The organism is Cutibacterium equinum (assembly GCF_028021195.1).
Taxonomy (GTDB): Bacteria; Actinomycetota; Actinomycetes; order Propionibacteriales; family Propionibacteriaceae; genus Cutibacterium; species Cutibacterium equinum.
The window spans coordinates 2397366-2414227 of sequence record NZ_CP115668.1 but is presented as its reverse complement, the minus strand read 5'-3'; the positions used below and the strand labels follow the sequence as shown (position 1 = coordinate 2414227).

The 16862-nt window shown below is 63.2% G+C and carries 13 protein-coding genes; 2 read left to right on the top strand and 11 right to left on the bottom strand.

Going from position 1 to position 16862, the window contains the following annotated elements; genetic code table 11:
• Positions 1-55 precede the first annotated feature (55 nt).
• The 8 genes from O6R08_RS10925 to ord all read right to left on the bottom strand — a co-directional run bounded on the left by O6R08_RS10925 (position 56) and on the right by ord (position 9655).
• The gene (locus O6R08_RS10925; protein ID WP_271418123.1) at positions 56-1471 is read right to left on the bottom strand and encodes an amino acid permease; all 1416 of its coding nucleotides are present in this window, start codon (positions 1469-1471) and stop codon (positions 56-58) included.
• Between the two features lie 99 nt (positions 1472-1570).
• The gene (locus O6R08_RS10920; protein WP_271418122.1) at positions 1571-2659 is read right to left on the bottom strand and encodes an alanine/ornithine racemase family PLP-dependent enzyme; all 1089 of its coding nucleotides are present in this window, start codon (positions 2657-2659) and stop codon (positions 1571-1573) included.
• Positions 2656-4086 carry a glutamate mutase L gene (locus O6R08_RS10915; protein WP_271418121.1) on the bottom strand — a complete coding sequence of 477 codons (1431 nt, stop codon included), beginning with the start codon at positions 4084-4086 and terminating at the stop codon, positions 2656-2658. Before O6R08_RS10915 ends, O6R08_RS10920 begins: the two co-directional genes overlap by 4 nt.
• Positions 4087-4091: 5 nt before the next feature.
• A complete protein-coding gene (gene oraE, locus O6R08_RS10910; RefSeq protein ID WP_271418120.1) occupies positions 4092-6425 on the bottom strand; it encodes a D-ornithine 4,5-aminomutase subunit OraE in 2334 nt (777 codons plus the stop codon).
• Positions 6422-6844 (bottom strand): D-ornithine 4,5-aminomutase subunit OraS, encoded by a 423-nt coding sequence (gene oraS, locus O6R08_RS10905; RefSeq protein ID WP_271418119.1) that lies wholly within the window; start codon positions 6842-6844, stop codon positions 6422-6424. The genes oraE and oraS overlap by 4 nt, the downstream gene beginning before the upstream one ends.
• Positions 6841-8256 (bottom strand): 2-amino-4-oxopentanoate thiolase subunit OrtB, encoded by a 1416-nt coding sequence (gene ortB / locus O6R08_RS10900; RefSeq protein ID WP_271418118.1) that lies wholly within the window; start codon positions 8254-8256, stop codon positions 6841-6843. Before ortB ends, oraS begins: the two co-directional genes overlap by 4 nt.
• Positions 8253-8600 carry a 2-amino-4-oxopentanoate thiolase subunit OrtA gene (gene ortA / locus O6R08_RS10895; RefSeq protein WP_271418117.1) on the bottom strand — a complete coding sequence of 116 codons (348 nt, stop codon included), beginning with the start codon at positions 8598-8600 and terminating at the stop codon, positions 8253-8255. The genes ortB and ortA overlap by 4 nt, the downstream gene beginning before the upstream one ends.
• Positions 8601-8611: 11 nt before the next feature.
• Positions 8612-9655: a 2,4-diaminopentanoate dehydrogenase gene (gene ord, locus O6R08_RS10890; protein ID WP_271418116.1), complete on the bottom strand. Its 1044-nt coding sequence runs from the start codon at positions 9653-9655 to the stop codon at positions 8612-8614.
• 303 nt (positions 9656-9958) lie between these two features.
• Between ord and O6R08_RS10885 the strand changes: the two genes are divergently transcribed.
• Both O6R08_RS10885 and ald read left to right on the top strand, forming a co-directional pair.
• Positions 9959-10969 carry an Lrp/AsnC family transcriptional regulator gene (locus O6R08_RS10885; RefSeq protein WP_271418115.1) on the top strand — a complete coding sequence of 337 codons (1011 nt, stop codon included), beginning with the start codon at positions 9959-9961 and terminating at the stop codon, positions 10967-10969.
• 173 nt (positions 10970-11142) lie between these two features.
• Positions 11143-12255, top strand: coding sequence for an alanine dehydrogenase (gene ald, locus O6R08_RS10880; RefSeq protein ID WP_271418114.1), 1113 nt, complete (start codon positions 11143-11145; stop codon positions 12253-12255).
• 54 nt (positions 12256-12309) lie between these two features.
• On the opposite strand, the gene O6R08_RS10875 is transcribed toward ald, so the two are convergent.
• From O6R08_RS10875 to O6R08_RS10865, 3 genes are all read right to left on the bottom strand, one after another.
• Positions 12310-13335 carry an adenosine deaminase gene (locus O6R08_RS10875; protein ID WP_271418113.1) on the bottom strand — a complete coding sequence of 342 codons (1026 nt, stop codon included), beginning with the start codon at positions 13333-13335 and terminating at the stop codon, positions 12310-12312.
• Between the two features lie 285 nt (positions 13336-13620).
• Positions 13621-14907, bottom strand: coding sequence for a citrate synthase (locus O6R08_RS10870; RefSeq protein WP_271418112.1), 1287 nt, complete (start codon positions 14905-14907; stop codon positions 13621-13623).
• Between the two features lie 312 nt (positions 14908-15219).
• Complete coding sequence (locus tag O6R08_RS10865) at positions 15220-16749, bottom strand: septal ring lytic transglycosylase RlpA family protein (RefSeq protein WP_271418111.1); 1530 nt, start codon at positions 16747-16749, stop codon at positions 15220-15222.
• Positions 16750-16862: the final 113 nt, after the last annotated feature.

Genomic DNA, 16862 nt, shown 5'->3' with positions numbered 1-16862 from the left:
ACCATCTTTAGGCCCGCTTGACGTGTCTGCTTTGCGGACCCAAAGATGATGACGGTCAGTGCAATGCTTCATTGCGCTGTTTGCGGTGCCGGTATACGAAATACATCGAACCGATGAAGACGAACCAGATTGGCGTGACGATCACCGCCATTCGCGTCGTCGGATCCAAGGTGAGGATGACGAGGCTGATTGCGAAGAATGCCAGCACCACCCAGCACATTGGGACGCCGCCAGGCATCTTGTACACCGACTCCTCGTGCAGGTCGGGGCGCTTGCGGCGATACACGATGTAGCACACGACGATGAGGGACCAGCTGAACAGGAACAGCAGTGCGGCAACGGTCGTCACGAGGGCGAAAGCCTGCATGATCGAGTCCGAGGTGTAGAGGAAGATGATGCCGCACAGCAACAGCAGGCAGGACGCGACAAGTGCGTTGCGAGGGACGTTGTTGCCCGACAGTTTTCGGAACCTTGACGGTGCCTGACCATCGAGAGCCAAGCCGTACATCATTCGTGATGTGGAGTACAGCCCTGAATTGTCCGACGACGCGGCTGCGGTGAGTAGGACGAAATTCATCACGCTGGCAGCAGCTCCGAAGCCAGCCAGGCCGAACAGAGACACGAACGGGCTGACGCCAGGCACCACCTTGCGCCAGGGGATGACGGTGGTGATGGCCAGCAGGGCGAGTACGTAAAACAGGGCCAACCGCACCGGAATGGCGTTGATCGCCTTGGGAAGGGTGTTGCGGGGGTCCTTCGTCTCGGCGGCAGCGGTGCCGACCAGCTCGATACCGACAAAAGCGAAGAAAGCAATCTGGAATCCGCCGAGGAATCCCATCAATCCGTTGGGGAAGAAACCACCGTCGTTCCAGAGGTTCGCAATCGTGGCTGGGTCCCCGTCCGGGGACACGAAACGGGTGGCTACGAGCACGGCAGCGACGACCACCAGCGCACCGACTGCGATGAGTTTGATGAGCGCGAACCAGAACTCAGCCTCACCGAAGAACTGCACGGCAATGATGTTGAGAGCCAGAAGGACGGCGGCCAAGGCGGTCGCTGGCAGCCATTTCGGAATATTTGGCCACCAGTACTGCGCGTAGGCGGTAATGGCTGCGAGGTCTCCCATGGCGGCAACGATCCACGAGAACCAATACGTCCACCCGGCGATAAAACCCCCGGCAGGCCCCAACATGTCCTCAGCGATGTCACGGAAGGACTTGTAATTGAGGTTTGAGAGCAGCATCTCGCCGAGGGCACGCATCATGAAGTACAGGAAGAAGCCGATCAGCGCGTAGACGAGTGCACTGGACGGGCCGGCAAGGTGAATGGTGCTGCTGGAGCCCATGAACATTCCGGTGCCAATGGCCCCACCCAGGGCGATGAGTTGCAGATGCCGGTTGGTCAGTCCGCGTTGCAGTTCCCGCTCCTCAGCGGGGTCGACCGGCTTGAGGGTCGCCGATGCATTTTTCATCGGTCTGGTCAGATTGCTGCGGCGGGATGTGCCGACAGATTGCGTTTCTCGTGTACTCACGGGGAACTCCTTTGTTCGCTGAACGTGATAACAGTCGCCTCACAGGGCCTGGGGAGTAGCTGCTCCCTTCCAGACAGCAGAGGAGGTGGCAGTGGAAAGTAAGCCCGCGTAAGTCGGCCGGAACCTCACTTCGGTCCCGATCTCTACCGGGCTGACAGAATCGGTCACGTCAACGATGAGGTGATCCGAGCTGGCCCCAAGCACGATGTGGCCGGGGTCAATGGGCGTCAGATCAGACGGGTTGACGTCCTGACGCCCAAGATTGCAGATGGCACGTAGCCGAACGCCGCGGTCGGTGAAAGTGACGTGTTGGCCGAAAGCATCCTCACCGGTGCGGCCGAGCGGGATTGACGGTTTTCGCTCGAGTTCGATGATCTCGGAAACCACTTCGACGGTGTCCTGGCGAGTCCCCGGCCACGCGGATCGGTCCAGGGTGTTACGCCCCAGGATGATGGCCTCGCCAACACGTAGATGGTTGATTTCCGACGGCATGTCCCCGCTCATCATGAGGGGAAGGTTGGCCGAGTTCCCGCCGGAGATGAGGCCGAGTTCCAGCCCAGTCGCATCTCGGGCGAGGTTGCGCAGATGGACCAGGCGGGTCATGTTCTCGACACTCGGTTGGACCCCGCCGTAGCAGGCGAGATTGGTACCAATTCCCCTGACGTCAATGCCTGGCAGTGTCGCCGCGGCAGACACCACGTCAACGAGATGGTCGGGCCAGACCCCCTCACGCAGGTCGCCGACGTCGACCATGATGATTACCCCGTGGCGGGTTCCCGCTCGGACGGCGGCCTCCGATAACGCGGTCATGGTGATGAGCGACGAGTTGAGAGAAATGTCGGCGAGCTGCACGGTGGCGTCAATGTCGTGACGTCCCGGAGCTCGCAGCAGCAGAGTTGGCAGGGAGGATCCGGTTTCAGCGATGCGGCGCAGGTTCTGCAACCGAGAATCGGCGAGCATCGCGATCCCGGTGTCGTCCAGAGCCCGCAAGAGGGCTGGATGGGCGTGCAAGACCTTGGTGACGGCGGCAACCTGAATGCCGTGGTCGGAGCACTGGGCGACGATCGCTCGTGCGTTGTCGTGAATCCGGTCGGCGAGAATCTCCAACCGGGGAGTGGGGCCGTTCATGATGTGCTTTCCATCCCATGTGAGATGTTGTTTTTCGTCACGTCGGGCGAGAGGACGTCACCGTTGACGCTTGGCCCCTCGTCACCCGGCAGTTTTGTGGTGTCAGTGATGGAGTCGATCCAGGCAGCGAAGCTTCGACGCACCTCGTCGCGGTAGCACTGGGCCACCGTTCCGAGGGCTGAAAATCGATAGTCGCGGTCGATGACGATGGTGGCCTCGGGGCTTGGCAGCAGCTGGGCTCCGACCCCGGTGCAGATACGACGGAGGATGTCCGCACCACCCGGGATCCGCGTCAAAGCACCGCCGGTTCCCACCACCCAACGCACGGCACTGAGATCCTTGCCGCGCACTACCTGGGTCTTACCCGTGGGAGTGAAGATTTCAGTCACGGTACCGGCGTGGCGAGCCACTCCAATTTCAACGGCCTCTTTGGCCAGCCATCGGGTGACTTCCGCCTCGCGTTCATCATTGGGGATGGCCCGCAGCCATTCCAGACGCTTCTCGTCCACGCCTTCGTCGGTCATGGCAGCGACCCGTCGGGCGTTGACGAAAACTCCCAGGTCCCCCTCGACGGTCCGCTTGGTACGCGGCTCAGGATCGATGACTCGGGCAGTCCACTCCGAGGACCCGTCCGTGACACTGTGGACGTCGGTAGTGGCACCACCAACATCGACCACCACAGCGTCCCCAACCGCGTCAGCGAAGAGCTCGGTGGCCAGAAGTACCGCTCCCGGGGTCGGCAGGATCTCGTGACTGGTCAGTTTGGCCAGCCCCTGCATCCCCGGTGCTGCGGTGATGTGGTCATTGAAGACGTCATGGATGACGGCTCGCACTGGCTCGACGCGCAAAACATCGACGTCGGGGAAGACATTGTCGACGCACGTCAACGGCTGGCCTGCCTCGGTAAAAATGTTCTCGATCCGCCTGCGGACTCGGGAATTCCCGGCGTAGATCACCGGAACCCCCAACTTGGCAGAGGCGATGATCCTGGCGTTCTCCACCACGATCCGTTTCTCCCCGTCGTCGACTCCGCCGGCCAACAGGATGATGTTGGGGTTGTTCTCCTGCAGATCCTCGAGATCGAACTCGTCCATCGCCCCGACGGTGGTCATCGTGACGATGGCTCCGGCGCCCAGGGCTGCTTCGCGGGCAGCCCTGGCCGTCATGGACTTGGTCAGGCCGTGGACGCTCATGCGCAGCCCACCGGCCGCCGAGGAGTTCACGAAGACCTCCCCGGCGTCCAGCGGTAGGCCGCACCGCTCACTCATCTGGGCGATCGCGGCGTCTGCGCCGATGCGCACGTCGCCGGCAGCCACTGAGGTGGGGGCAAAGCCCTGCCCGATGTGGTGCAACAATCCGGACTCCAGTTTGAAGGCGTTGGCCTTGGTGATGGTGGAGCCGATCTCCAGAGTCGTGAGCACGGTCATTTTTGTCAGGCACCCTCTCGGGCTTGCATCGTGCGGACGATGGCATCGAGGACGTCGATACCCTTGGTGCCGCGTCCGAAGGTGGCGTCGAGACCTGTTTCGGCAGCCATCTCCCGGCTCACCTGAGTACCTCCGGCCACCAGCACGACCTTGTCGCGGACGCCCTTCTCGGTGGCCAGGTCAGCCAGCTTGCGCATCATCGTGCGATGGATGTCGTTGTGGCTGATGATGGTCGAGATGAGGATGGCGTCGGCTCCGCTCTCGATGGCCGCGTCGACCATCTTCTCCACCGGTACAGAAGTCCCGAGGTAGCGGTACTTCACGCCATATTTCTCGATGCCACCGTGCTTGATGTCAAGAATCTCGCGCAGACCGACGCTGTGCTCGTCCTCACCGACGGTTCCGGCGACCACCGACAACTCGTGGTCGGTGACGTACTGACGCAATTCGTCGGGGGGAAGCAGCTCGATCTTCTCGGGGATCGTCAGCGTGGACGGGTCGACGTCGACGTGGGTCGCCTGGCCCTTGACCTCGACGAAGCACCCCTCGGCCGGATGCAGCACCTGAAGATTGCACACCTGCGGGTCGCTGATGCCCATTTTGCGCGCCATCTCGACAGCTGCCTCACGGGCGATGTCCTCCGAGGCGGTGATGTTCATCTGCACCAGGACGACGCCGTCACCAGCCCATTCGGCCTCCGGGCGCAGGGCCGTGCCGTCACGGAACGGACGGGTCCGGGCCAGACGGGTGGCAGCGGAGTCGTTCGGGTCGAGCTCGTCGATGTAGACGATTTTGTCGGGTTTGCACAGGGTGCAGCCGTCGATGAGGTCGCACGGCTTGTCGAGGCCCTCGGGCAGGTTGTTGTTGCCGAAGTGGTCGCAGACCGGGGCGAGGTAGTCGGGGTCACGCTCGACGACAGTTCCCTCGGCGATACCGCCTTGGCCGTCACGGGCGATGCCGTCATGGTTGCGCTCCGGGAATTCTGCCGAGTCGACGAAGAACCCTTCCTCCACGGCGGCGAAGTACCCGCCGACGTGCAACATCTCGGTGAGGAATCCGATGGCCCTCTCCTTGAGGTCACGGACCATGGCGCCCAGCGGCCCCTCGCGGTTGATGGTGACCATCTCCTTGATGCCGTCCAGGGCGGCCCAGGTCTGCTTGACCGTCTGGACTCCACGGATGGAGTTGTGGTGCCAGGGCAGGTTGCGACCCTCGTCAGGGGTGATGGTGCTCTGGATGTCCGCGCTGGTCAGCATCGAGATGAGGGTGTCGATGGTGTGGGTGCGGATGGCTTCGGCCAGGTCGGACTCGATGTACCGCGTGTTCTGCTGGGCGCGCATCTTGTACTCGCTGAACAGATCACGCAAAGCCACTGCGTACGGCAGGTCGTACCAGAGCTTCGGGGCCGGGGGAGCGCTCGGCGGGACCGTCGACAGGCCGATGAGGTCCTTTGGCATTCCCACCAACACCGAGAACATGCAGTTGAGGCCGTGCTGGACCATCAGCTCGGGCATGACCTTCCAGCCATGGCGAGCGGTGGCATTGGCGTTGTGGGCGCCGTCGATCTGGAAGATCTGGGCTCCCGCCATCACCTTTTTGGCCTCGCCGGCGTCGACGTAGCTGCGGTAGGCGTTGATATTCCGGTACAGCAGGTTGTACTGGGGGTCCTGGTGAGCACCGTTGACTCCCTCCTCGGCGAAGAGGACGGCCACTTCGGGGCCGGCCACTCCGGAGACGTAGGAGTGGAAGTTGATGGGGCGTCCCACCTCGTCCTCTATGAGGTCGCAGGCCTTACGGCTGGCGCGCAGCTGCTTGCGGGTGATCGGAACACCGCCGATGCCCTCCGGGGTGCCCTCGAGGAGCCCGTCGATGTGGCTCTGTCCTGTGGTGCGGATGACCATGATGTGGTCGGCACCGTTCCAGGCGGCCATCCTCATGCGGCGCAGGTCGTCCTCGAAGTGTCCGGACGCGATCTCGGAGGTGACGACGGGGGCCGGCTGAGGATCGATGTTCTCGAAGTACTCCGCGGCGGGCAGGGGCACGCCCTGCTTCAGTGGGGTGGACATGTTCCGGTAGTGGAAGTCGCCCATGACGACTCCCTCCTCCGGCACGGTGCGCCAGGTCCATCCCTTGCGACGGGGGTGATAGTGCTCGAGGTCGGTGAGGATGTCCTCGACGTCGAGCTTGGTGTTCGGGGCGAGGGACTCCTGGTCGGGGTGGGGCTCAGCGGGCTCCGTCGGCTCGACAGGCTGAATGGCGGATGCACGCGGCAGGTCCATGGGGAGCTGCTCGCGCTCTTGGGCGTGCGTGTGGTGCAGGCACGGGTCGTGGATGGTCATGCCGAGACTCCTTCCTTGGATTCCGTCGGTGTCTTTGCCGGGGGCAGTGGGCTGCCGTCGAACAGCTCGTCGAGGACTTTGGGGTTCTCGGCGATGCAGGTGGCTGCGTCGCGCAGGCCGATGCCGTCACGACGGGACAGCCGCAGTACGGCGTGGCCGGCTCCCTTGCCGCCCAGACCTGCCGCGAAGACGTTCTCGACGACGGCGTGGGTCGTCACCGAGTCGATGCCCATGCGCAGTAGGACGGACCGTTCGATCGACGGTGTGGTGTGGGTACGGGCGAGATCGACGACCGGGGTCATGGCCTCCTCGCACAGCTGCCAGAAGCGTTCTTTGAGGGCAGCGTCATCGAGGTCGGCGAGCTCGGCACGCAGGGCTTCGTAGCGGTCGATGCGCTCTTGATCCGGGTTGGACATCATGCTCCTTCCTTGGCCAGATCAGCGCCGATCTGGCGGACGGCATCAGTGGTGGTGTTGGTCTCGTCGGCCAGGAATTCCAGCTCGGCGTCCCCCCATGCATCGGGCGGCATGACCTGGCCGGCATGGCGCAGGTAGCTGCGACGCAGCTTGTCGAGGTCGAGGACACGGGTACCGACCTGGTTGAGGCGTTCCGGAATGACGATGGCCTTGCCGGGGATGTTGTCGGCCGGGTCGCCACGACGGACCTCGATACCGCGCGAGCGGGCGAAGGACAGCTGGCTGTTGTGGTGTTTGCCGGCACCGGTGTACTCGGTCTCCTGGACGACGACGATCTGGTCGCGATCCATCTGACGAGCCATGGCAACTGCAGCCGTCAGGCTGGTGTTTCCGGCTGGTCCACGCTCCAGGCCTTCGATCTTGGCCAGAAGTTCGGTCATGTAGAAGACCTCGCCCTGGGAGACCAGATGGTAGCCATTCATGTAGCGCAGCGGACGAGCGGCGTTGCGCGGGACGTCGACCCGGTCAGGCCAGGTGGCGAACGGCACGCCGAAACCGGTGTGGCCGGTGGTGAACGACTTGTTGTTGAAGTCGTGGTCGGAGGCCATGTGCAGCCCGGTGAGATCCACCGAAACGGCGACGACCTGGGTTTCGTCGCAGCCGACTTTGCGCAAGCCGCGGGCAGTTCCAGTGATGTTGCCGCCACCGGCATTGGTGACCACGACGGCGTCGGGTTGGCGTCCGTAACGCTGCTGCACTTCGTGACCGATCTCGGCACCGAGGGTCTCGATGCCCGCGATTCCGTACGGCGTGTAGAGGCTGGCGTTGAAGTAGCCGGTGTCCTCCAGGGTGCGCAGCAGGACGTAGAAAAGCTCCGGCCCAACCGTCAGTTTGATCACTTCAGCGCCGTAGGCCTCACAGGCCCGGGACTTTTCGACGATCTCCGGCTGGCCCACGTGGTGAGAGTCGTAGATTTCCTGGATGACGATGCAGGCGAGTCCACGCTGAGCGGCCTGGGATGCGACGGCGGCACCGTAGTTTCCGCTGGTGGCCGTGACCATGCCGGCAAACCCCTTGGCCTGCGCCTCGTGGGCGCTCAGGGACGCACGACGAGCCTTGAAGCTGCCGGAGGCATTGGCGGCCTCGTCCTTGAGGAGGATCCGAGCCCCCTTGCCCGGTCCGGCGATTTCGCGGACAGCATCGGTCAGACGATGCAGTTCGTACAGCGGGGTGTGACCCACCTTCGTCTCGGCCTGGATGCGAGCGACGTCGTCGAGACCGTAGCCGGTGGAGGACATCAGGGCGTCGTAGTCGAAGACCAGGTCACCTCGCTGGAAGCTGTCGTAATCCAGGGCGAGGGCCCTTCGCATGATGTCGCTGCGGCGAGCCATGACGTCGTCATAGGAGTTGCTCATGACTGGTCCTCCTTCCCGTGGGACGTGATGGGTTCGTGCATGGTGCCGATCGTCAACAGCTCGGGCACGGTATTGCCGAAGCTGTGGCTGTAGCAGGGATTGACGCGGTCGAGGACGCCGGTGTGATGCCGACCGATGATTGAGGTGATGGTGACCTCGTCCCCGATGTGTGCCTCCTCGTCGAGGAATCCACTGATCCACTGCACGAGGGGAGTAGCGGCGGTGTCAGCCGGTACGGCGGCGGCGCGTTCAGAAGGTTGCAGGATGATGGTGCGAACCTCCACCCATGTGCCTTCGAGGATCAGACCGTCGCCTTGCGGGGCGGTGTTGGGAATTTCTGCCATGTTGACCTCGCTCAGCGACGCTCGTAGGCCGACGGCCCCATGAGGGCACACGGCGAGGGCAGATCGATGATGCGCTTGAGCCCGGGGGTGGCAGCGACGATGCGCGGGATGGTGTTGACGCAGATACCTGCGGTGGCCTTGCCGCCAGAGATTTCCGGTCCGGTCGACATCGAGATGTCGGGGACACCGGTGATGGTGATGAAGTCGCCTGTCTCCTGTCCCTCGGCTTCCGGGGCGACCTGCTGGGGATGGATGAGTCGGATGACCTCCTCGCCTCCGCGACGGCCGACCGCCGTGTGGTTGCACCCGGCGACCTGACCCGGCTCGACGGTGCGGTCGCGGGCGGGGCGGGCGACGTTGGCGATGATCGGCTCGATGTTTTGCTCGACCGAGTCGACCCCGAGGCCGAGGGCGTCACTGATGAGGCGGATGGATTCCGGGAAGCCGACGTGGCCCACGATGGAGCCGTCAGCGACTCCGGCCTTGAACTCCTCGGGGGTAGTTCCGACGCCTTGGGTGCGAAGCACGGTCTCGCCGTAAGGGGCGAGGTCATTGACGCGGCGGGCCTCGATGTGGGTGACCTCCTGGCTGCCGGAGCACAGGGCGACGACGAGGTGGTCGAGGACGAATCCGGGGTTGACGCCAACACCAACAATCGAGACGCCGTGCGTCTTGGCGAGTTCGTCGAGTTCCTTGGCGATCTCGGGGTTCTGGGCCTCGGGGCAGGACATCTCCTCGGCGATGCTGACGACGTTGATTCCGGCGGTGATGATGGTGCGAAGGTCAGCAATCTGGTTGCGTACCCACGAGGTGGTGGCGATCGTGACGACGTCGACCTTGTCGGAATCGAGGACGGTGGAAGGATCAGTCGTGACATGGACTCCAAGGGGATCGATGCCGATCACCTCGCCGACGTCCTTACCGTCCAGGGCCGGGTTGACATCGATGGCCCCGACAAGATCCAGTCCATCCTTGGACGCGATGAGTTTGGCCATTCCCTGGCCCATGGCTCCCAGGCCCCACTGGACGACTCGGATGGGATTGGTGGCGGTCATTGTGGTTCCTCCTGACAACGATGTCGGGTGCTGAAGCGAGCCGGCTTCTTTGCTGGTCACTGTTGTCAGGCACCGTGCAAGCACTGTGCTGGCGGCATTTCCGTAGTCAAAGGGGCCTGCCCTGACCTGCGTTCGTGCAGGTCGACGGCTCTTCGTTGATCCGTCCGGCCCCTACCTTGTCACTGGAAGGTTGTGCATCGGCCCCTGCTGCAGATGTGCGCAGAACTGGGAGGGTAGCTGCACATTTTCTCCAACCAAGGTGAGAGACTTTTGGATATCTTCCCAGTGCGTCGAAGGAGACACATGTACGAAGAGCTGGACCGACGACTCGTCAACGTCCTGCAGATCGACCCGCGTGCCACCTGGGCCAAAGTGGGCAAGATCCTGGGCGTGTCACCAACGACCGTTGCTCATCGCTGGCAGCGTCTCGTCGATGACGGCACCGCCTGGATAACCGCTTGTCCGAACCTCAATCAGCAGATGACGGCCATCGTCGAGGTTGACTGTCATACCGAGAGCTTGCCCCAGGTCATCAAGACTTTGTGCGCGAATCCGATGATCGTCAGCGTCGACGAGACGACCGGGGATCGTGACCTGTTGCTCACCGTCGTGGCGCCCGATCTTCCCACTCTCTCTGACATGGTCATCGATTGGATCGGTGGGCTGCGCGGTGTTCATGGGTCACGCAGCGCGTTGGTGACGTCGGTCGTCATCGGGTCGGACGCCTGGCACATCAATGCCCTCGACAAGGCGGAGAGAACTCTGGCCAAGAACCCGCATGCGGGGGAGCTGTGGATTCTGCCGCCAGACGATCTGGATCGTGAGCTGGCCGAGTTGCTTGCGATTGACGGACGCGCCAGTGCAACCTCTCTGGCCAGGACCCTGGACATTCCGGCCAGCACCTTGCATCGCCGGTTGCAAAAACTGCTCACCACCCGGAAGATCCAGCTCAGATGTGACGTCTCCCCGGAGCTGGGCGGGTGGAATTTGGAGTGCACCTGGACGGCCACCATCCCCCTCAATCACAAGGCCAGGGTGCTGGAGTTGTTGCGCCAGCAACCGGGGCTGCGGTCGTGCATGTGGATCACGGGCAACAACAACTTGCGGGTGAACTTCCGGGTGGAGCGTCAGAACGGGATCGGCATGATCGAGTCGGCGATCGCGGAGGCGATACCAGGTCTCGCTCCGGCTGAAACCATCGTTTACATGCGTAGTCACAAGTCGATGGGATGGATTCTGGGCCCTACCGGACGTGCCACCGGGGAGTTCATCTGCCCTCCGCTGATCGGGGACCGCCAGAGAGGCGATCGCTAACAGTGCCGGCTCCTGATGGACGGATCCCGAGGTTTGCAGGGCGATTTTGAAAGAGTCAAGGGTTCTTGTTGCTGAGCGCTGCGGGTGGACCGTGTGAGTGCTTATTCTCGCATTGTTCCCCGCAGCTGGTTGACGATGACGTCTACGAGCACACTGTCAAAGGAGAAGGTGCGATGCGTGTTGGTATCCCCACAGAGATCAAGAACAACGAGTTCCGCGTAGCTATCACGCCCGCGGGCGTCCATTCGTTGGCCAGCCACGGCCATGAGGTGTTGGTACAAGCAGGGGCCGGCCTGGGTTCAGGCATTCCCGACGAGCAGTACAAGAACGCCGGCGCCACGATCATCGACAACGCCGACACCGTCTGGGACGACGCCGACCTCATCTTGAAAGTCAAGGAACCCATCGCAGACGAGTACCACCGCATGCACGAGGGCCTGACCCTGTTCACCTACCTCCACCTGGCCGCCGACCGGGCCCTCACCGACGAACTCCTGGCGCGCAAGGTCACCTCGATCGCCTACGAGACCGTCGAAATGGACGACCACTCCCTCCCCCTGCTGTCACCCATGTCCGAAATCGCCGGGCGCCTCGCAGCCCAGGTCGGCGCGAACTGCCTCCTGCAACCAGCCGGCGGAAACGGCGTCCTCATCGGCGGCGGCTCGGGGGTCCGTAACGGACGCGTCACCGTACTCGGCGGCGGTGTGGCCGGATTCTGCGCCGCCCGTGTGGCCGACGGCATGGGCGCTGACGTCACTATCTACGACGTCAACGTCGCCCGCATGCGTTACATCGACGAAGTCAGCAACGGACGTATCCGCACCCAGTTCTCCAGCCCACTAGCTGTCAAGGAAGCCTGCACGGCCTCGGATCTGGTCATCGGATCAGTCCTGGTCCCCGGTGCCCGGACTCCGCATCTGGTTGACAATGACACCGTGGCACAGATGATGCCAGGCTCGGTCCTCGTCGACATCGCCATTGACCAAGGCGGCTGCTTCGAAGACTCCCATCCCACCACCCACGCTGAGCCCACGTTCACAGTCCACGACTCGGTGTTTTACTGCGTGGCCAACATGCCCGGCGCTGTCCCACACACCTCGACCTACGCCCTGACCAACGCCACCATGCGCTACGCCGTGCTCATCGCCGAGGAAGGCTGGAAGAACGCCTGCACCAAACGCCCAGAACTCGCACGCGGCCTGACAACCCACAACGGCAAGCTCTACACCACCGGCGTCGGAGAAGCCCTCGGCATGGACGTCTCCAACGTCTCCGAACTGCTCTAAAACACCCATAATCATGGGGCGACATCACACCGATGCCGCCCCATGACGCGCAGCTCACACCAGCAAGGCAGCGAGGGATTCCTTCTCAGCCGAGGTGCAAAAAGCCGCATGGAGGGCATTGCGCTGCACCGAGAGAGCGTCGAGGCGGTTCCAGCGGAGGGTTTGCGACACCAGTGCCACTTCCCGGGAGGTTGTCGTGCGGCTCATGAGACGGTTGTCGCAGCTGAGGGTGAGGTTGAATCCTGCTGGCCACAGGACAGACAGCGGATGATCGGCGATTGTGCGGCAGATACCGGTTTGGGTGTTCGACGAAGGGCAGACCTCCAATGGCACCCGGTCAGACAACACGCGTTGGGCCGTCGGGCCCCAGCCAGATGCGTCGCGGTCCTCGACGATGCGCACTCCATGACCGATACGCTCGGCCCCATGCTCGAGGGCGTCGAGAACTGACGCTGGGCCAGCCGCCTCGCCGGCATGGACCGTGAGGTGGATCCCGGCTGCCTGGACCCGCTTCAAGGCATCGGTGAAGGGAGCAAGGGGGAAGCCGTCCTCAGGACCAGCAATGTCGACCCCAACGACCCCCGGAGCATGGTTGACGGCAAGGTCGACAACGTCCTGCGGGACGTCGAGATGTCTCATGAGGCACAGAATCTGTCGCGCGATGATGATTCTGCCCGACTTGGATACCGACTCCATCCCCTCCACCAGGCCAGCCTGAACCGCCTCGGTGGCCTCCGCGGCGGTCAAACCACGCTCGAGATGCTGCTGGGGGGCCCATCGTGTCTCGGCGTAGACAACTCCGTCGGCAGCCATGTCCTCGACGAATTCTCGCGCTACGCGACGCAGGGAGTCAGCATCCTGCATGAGGGCGACGGTCTCGGTGAAAGTGTCGAGGTAGCGGGCCAGGGAACCGGAGTCAGCGGCCTCGAAGAACCAGTCGGCAAGGGCCTCGGGGGTGTTGGCAGGAACAGGGCGGTCACGCTCGGCTGCGAGGTCCAAAACTGTCGCCGGACGTAGCCCGCCGTCAAGATGATCGTGCAGTACGACCTTGGGGAGACTCATTGCTTCAGCCGAATCCATGCGCCGGAGTCTATCGACGCCGTCCTCCATGCGACGCCAGCTCCTGAAAACCCAGAACCGGTGCACAAAAAACGCCGGCTCGAGGGTGGTTGCGGCTCTGGAATGACATGCCGGTGGGGGAGCCGACGAAAATCGTCATCGGGCGGGGTTGTGACCTCGGCCAGGTGGCACAAACGGACGACTCGGGTCTGGGGTGGCTGTGAACAATTCGGGAGGACGCTCCCGATTGCTGAAGAAGGCATGGAAAAGGCCCGGGGGCCACGGCTCCCGGACCTTTTGGCACACTCAGGCGCGCTGATCCAGCGGCACGTAGTCGCGCAGGTCAGCCCCGGTGAAGATCTGACGCGGACGCCAGATCTTGTTGCCTCCGGTGGCAGCCTGCTCGCGGTACTGGGCGATCCAGCCGGGCAGACGCCCGAGGGCGAATAGCACGGTGAACATATTCATCGGGAAGCCCATGGCCTCGTAGATGAGACCGGTGTAGAAGTCGACGTTCGGGTACAGCTTGCGCTCCCGGAAGTAGTCGTCGCTCAGCGCGGTCTCCTCAAGCTCCTTGGCAATCTCGAGAAGGTCCTCGCGACCGGTATGGAGCTCCATGATGCGATCAGCGTGCTTCTTGATGATGGCGGCGCGCGGATCGTAATTCTTGTAAATACGGTGGCCGAAGCCCATCAGCTTGATGTCGGACTGCTTGTCCTTGACCCTGCGGACGAACTCCTTGGTCGTCATGTCGGAGTCGCGGATGTACTGCAGCATCTCGAGAACGGCCTGGTTGGCGCCACCATGCTTCGGACCGGACAGCGCATTGACTCCTGCCGCAACGGCGGCATACATATTCGCGCCCGACGACGCAACCATGCGGACTGTCGAGGTTGAACAGTTCTGCTCGTGATCGACGTGCAGGATGAGGAGAGTCTCCAGAGCTCGGGTGATCTCGTCATTGAACTCGTAAGGCTCAGTCGGGAAGCCGAAGCTCATCCGGATGAAGTTTTGGACGTAACTCAGCGAATTGTCGGGGTAGAGGGTCGGCTGACCCATCGAGTTCTTGTAACCGAAGGCGGCCAGGGTCGGGACCTTGGCTATCAGACGGGTGGTCGCAGCCTCGATCTGGTCGGGGTCAGTTCCCGACGACTTCTGGGAGAAGGTCGACAGGGCCATGATGCCGGCGGCGAGCACGGGCATGGGGTGGGAGCGACGGGGGAAGCAACGGAACAGGTCGCGCATTCGCTCATCAATGAGGGTGGTGCGGCGAATCCGCTCCTCGAACCCCTCCAGCTGAGCCTTGTTCGGCAGCTCGCCGTACAGAACGAGGTAAGCGGTCTCGAGGAAGGTGGACTGCTCGGCGAGCTGTTCAATCGGGTAGCCGCGGTAGCGCAGAATGCCCTTCTCGCCGTCGATGTAGGTGATCTGAGACGTGCAGGACGCCGTGTTGACGAACCCTGGGTCGATCATGACATTGCCGGTCTTGTTGAGCAGACCTGCGACGTCGTAACCCACCTGGCCGTCAGTGGCGACAACCTTGTTGAAATCGAGTTGGGTGTCTCCGTCGACGAACCTTGCACTCGAACCCATCGTGCGATCCTTCCTGGCGGCCTGGTCCGGATGTCACCGGTGGCCGGGCATACGTGGACGGGTGGCACTACGGGGTCATTCCCGAGCGTCACCACGGTGTGAACTATGGCACATCCAAGGCTACGGCTTACCGGTGCAAATAACCAAGAATCCGGCATATTTTCGGCACGGTTGAGCATGATTCGGCTGTGAGATGACAATTTTCGACACCGGCTCCGCAGACGCACGGCTTCCGGTTGGCCAGACGCACGTGGGGGCGGCCCGCCCATCGGCGAACCGCCCCCACGAGGAGGACTCGTCAGTCCCTTGCCATCAGTTGAGGATGGTGTAGGTGATCGGGGTCGTTCCCTGGCTGATGTCGGCGATCTGGGCGAAGGAGGCCCGCGACAGGTCGACGCAACGCCCGGCGACGTATGGGCCACGGTCGTTGATGCGCACGACGACCGAGCGACCGTTACGGACGTTGGTGACGCGGATGCGAGTACCCAGACGCAGGGTCTTGTGGGCTGCGGTCATGGCGTTGGGGTTGAACTGCTCGCCCGATGCCGTCGACTGCGGCTCGTCGTAGAACGAGGCGATGCAACGTCCGTCGACGTGACCCGAACCCTTGTCCGAGGCGCCGTCATCGGTGTCGCGAACCGGCGGACGGGCCGTGGTGGTGCGGCTGGTGTCGCTGCTGTGGTGCTTCTCGCGCCGGGGAGTGTCCACCTTGACGGCGGGGACTTTTCCGGTGAGGTGGGTGCGGTAGACCCAGCCGGTGTGGCCGTTGGCGCGAACCTCGACCCAGTTGCCGTGAACCTCGCCGGTGGCCTCGACTCCGGTGCCTTCAGCCAGGGAGGTGATGATCTTGGCCTTGGGGGTGGGGGCGGTGCGCATGTTGAGGCCGGCGGTGGTGTGGATCGACGCCTTGTCGGCCGACTTGGTCGACTTGGCATGCTTGGCGTGCTTGGCCGACTCGGCCGTTTTTGCCGGTTCGGCGTGCTTGGCCGGCTTGGCAGGCTCCGCCTGCTTGATGGGCTGAGCTGCCGGCACCTTGCCGGTGAGGTGGGTGCGGTAAACCCAGCCAGGGCGGTCGCCGACGCGAACCTGGACCCAGTTGCCGTGAACCTCGCCGGTGGCCTCGACTCCGGTGCCTTCAGCCAGGGAGGTGATGATCTTGGCCTTGGGGGTGGGGGCGGTGCGCATGTTGAGGCCGGTGGTGGTGTGGATCGGCGCGTTGTCGAGGGCCGGACGCTTCGCATCACGGCTGGTCGACGAATCATGGCTGGTCGAGGAAGCCGTCTTGACCTCAGCCTTCGGCGTGGAAGGGGCCGGAGCCGCCTTACCAGTGGTGAGGTAACGACCGTAGATCCAACCAGACTTGCCATTGACCGAGATCGGGACCCAGCCGCCGTCGGGACGACCGGTGACCTGGACCTCCTGGCCACGCTCGGCAACGGTGAGAATCTTTCCGGCGTTGGCGGAGTCGTCACGAACATTGACCGGGACCGTTGCGATCATGGTATCAGGAAGCGGATCGGACCCAAAATGGACCGGGAGGATGTTCTCCTCGGTGAGGAAGCGCTGGTAAATCCAGCCCGTGGTTCCGTTCACGGCGACGGGCACCCACCCGCGCACCTTCTCGCCGGTAACCTGCACCGACTGGCCGCGGGCCACGACGGTGAGCACTGTGCCGGAGTTGGAGGATGCAGAGCGCACGTTGACGTCCGTCGTCGCGTACATCGTCTGGCTGTTCGCTGCGTGTGCGACGGCGCCGATGACGGCGGGTGCAACAACGCTGATACCGGAGGTGAGGGCGATGGTGGCGGCGGCACCTCGGACTGAGCGCTTGGTGCGGATCACGGTGTGACTTCCTCTCGCCATTGAAGGCATCGGGGCTTTTGATCCCGGCGTTTCCGGGACAAGTGGGACCTTAGGAATTGCCGAGCGGTGGACTCAAAGACGTTGAGGGTTTG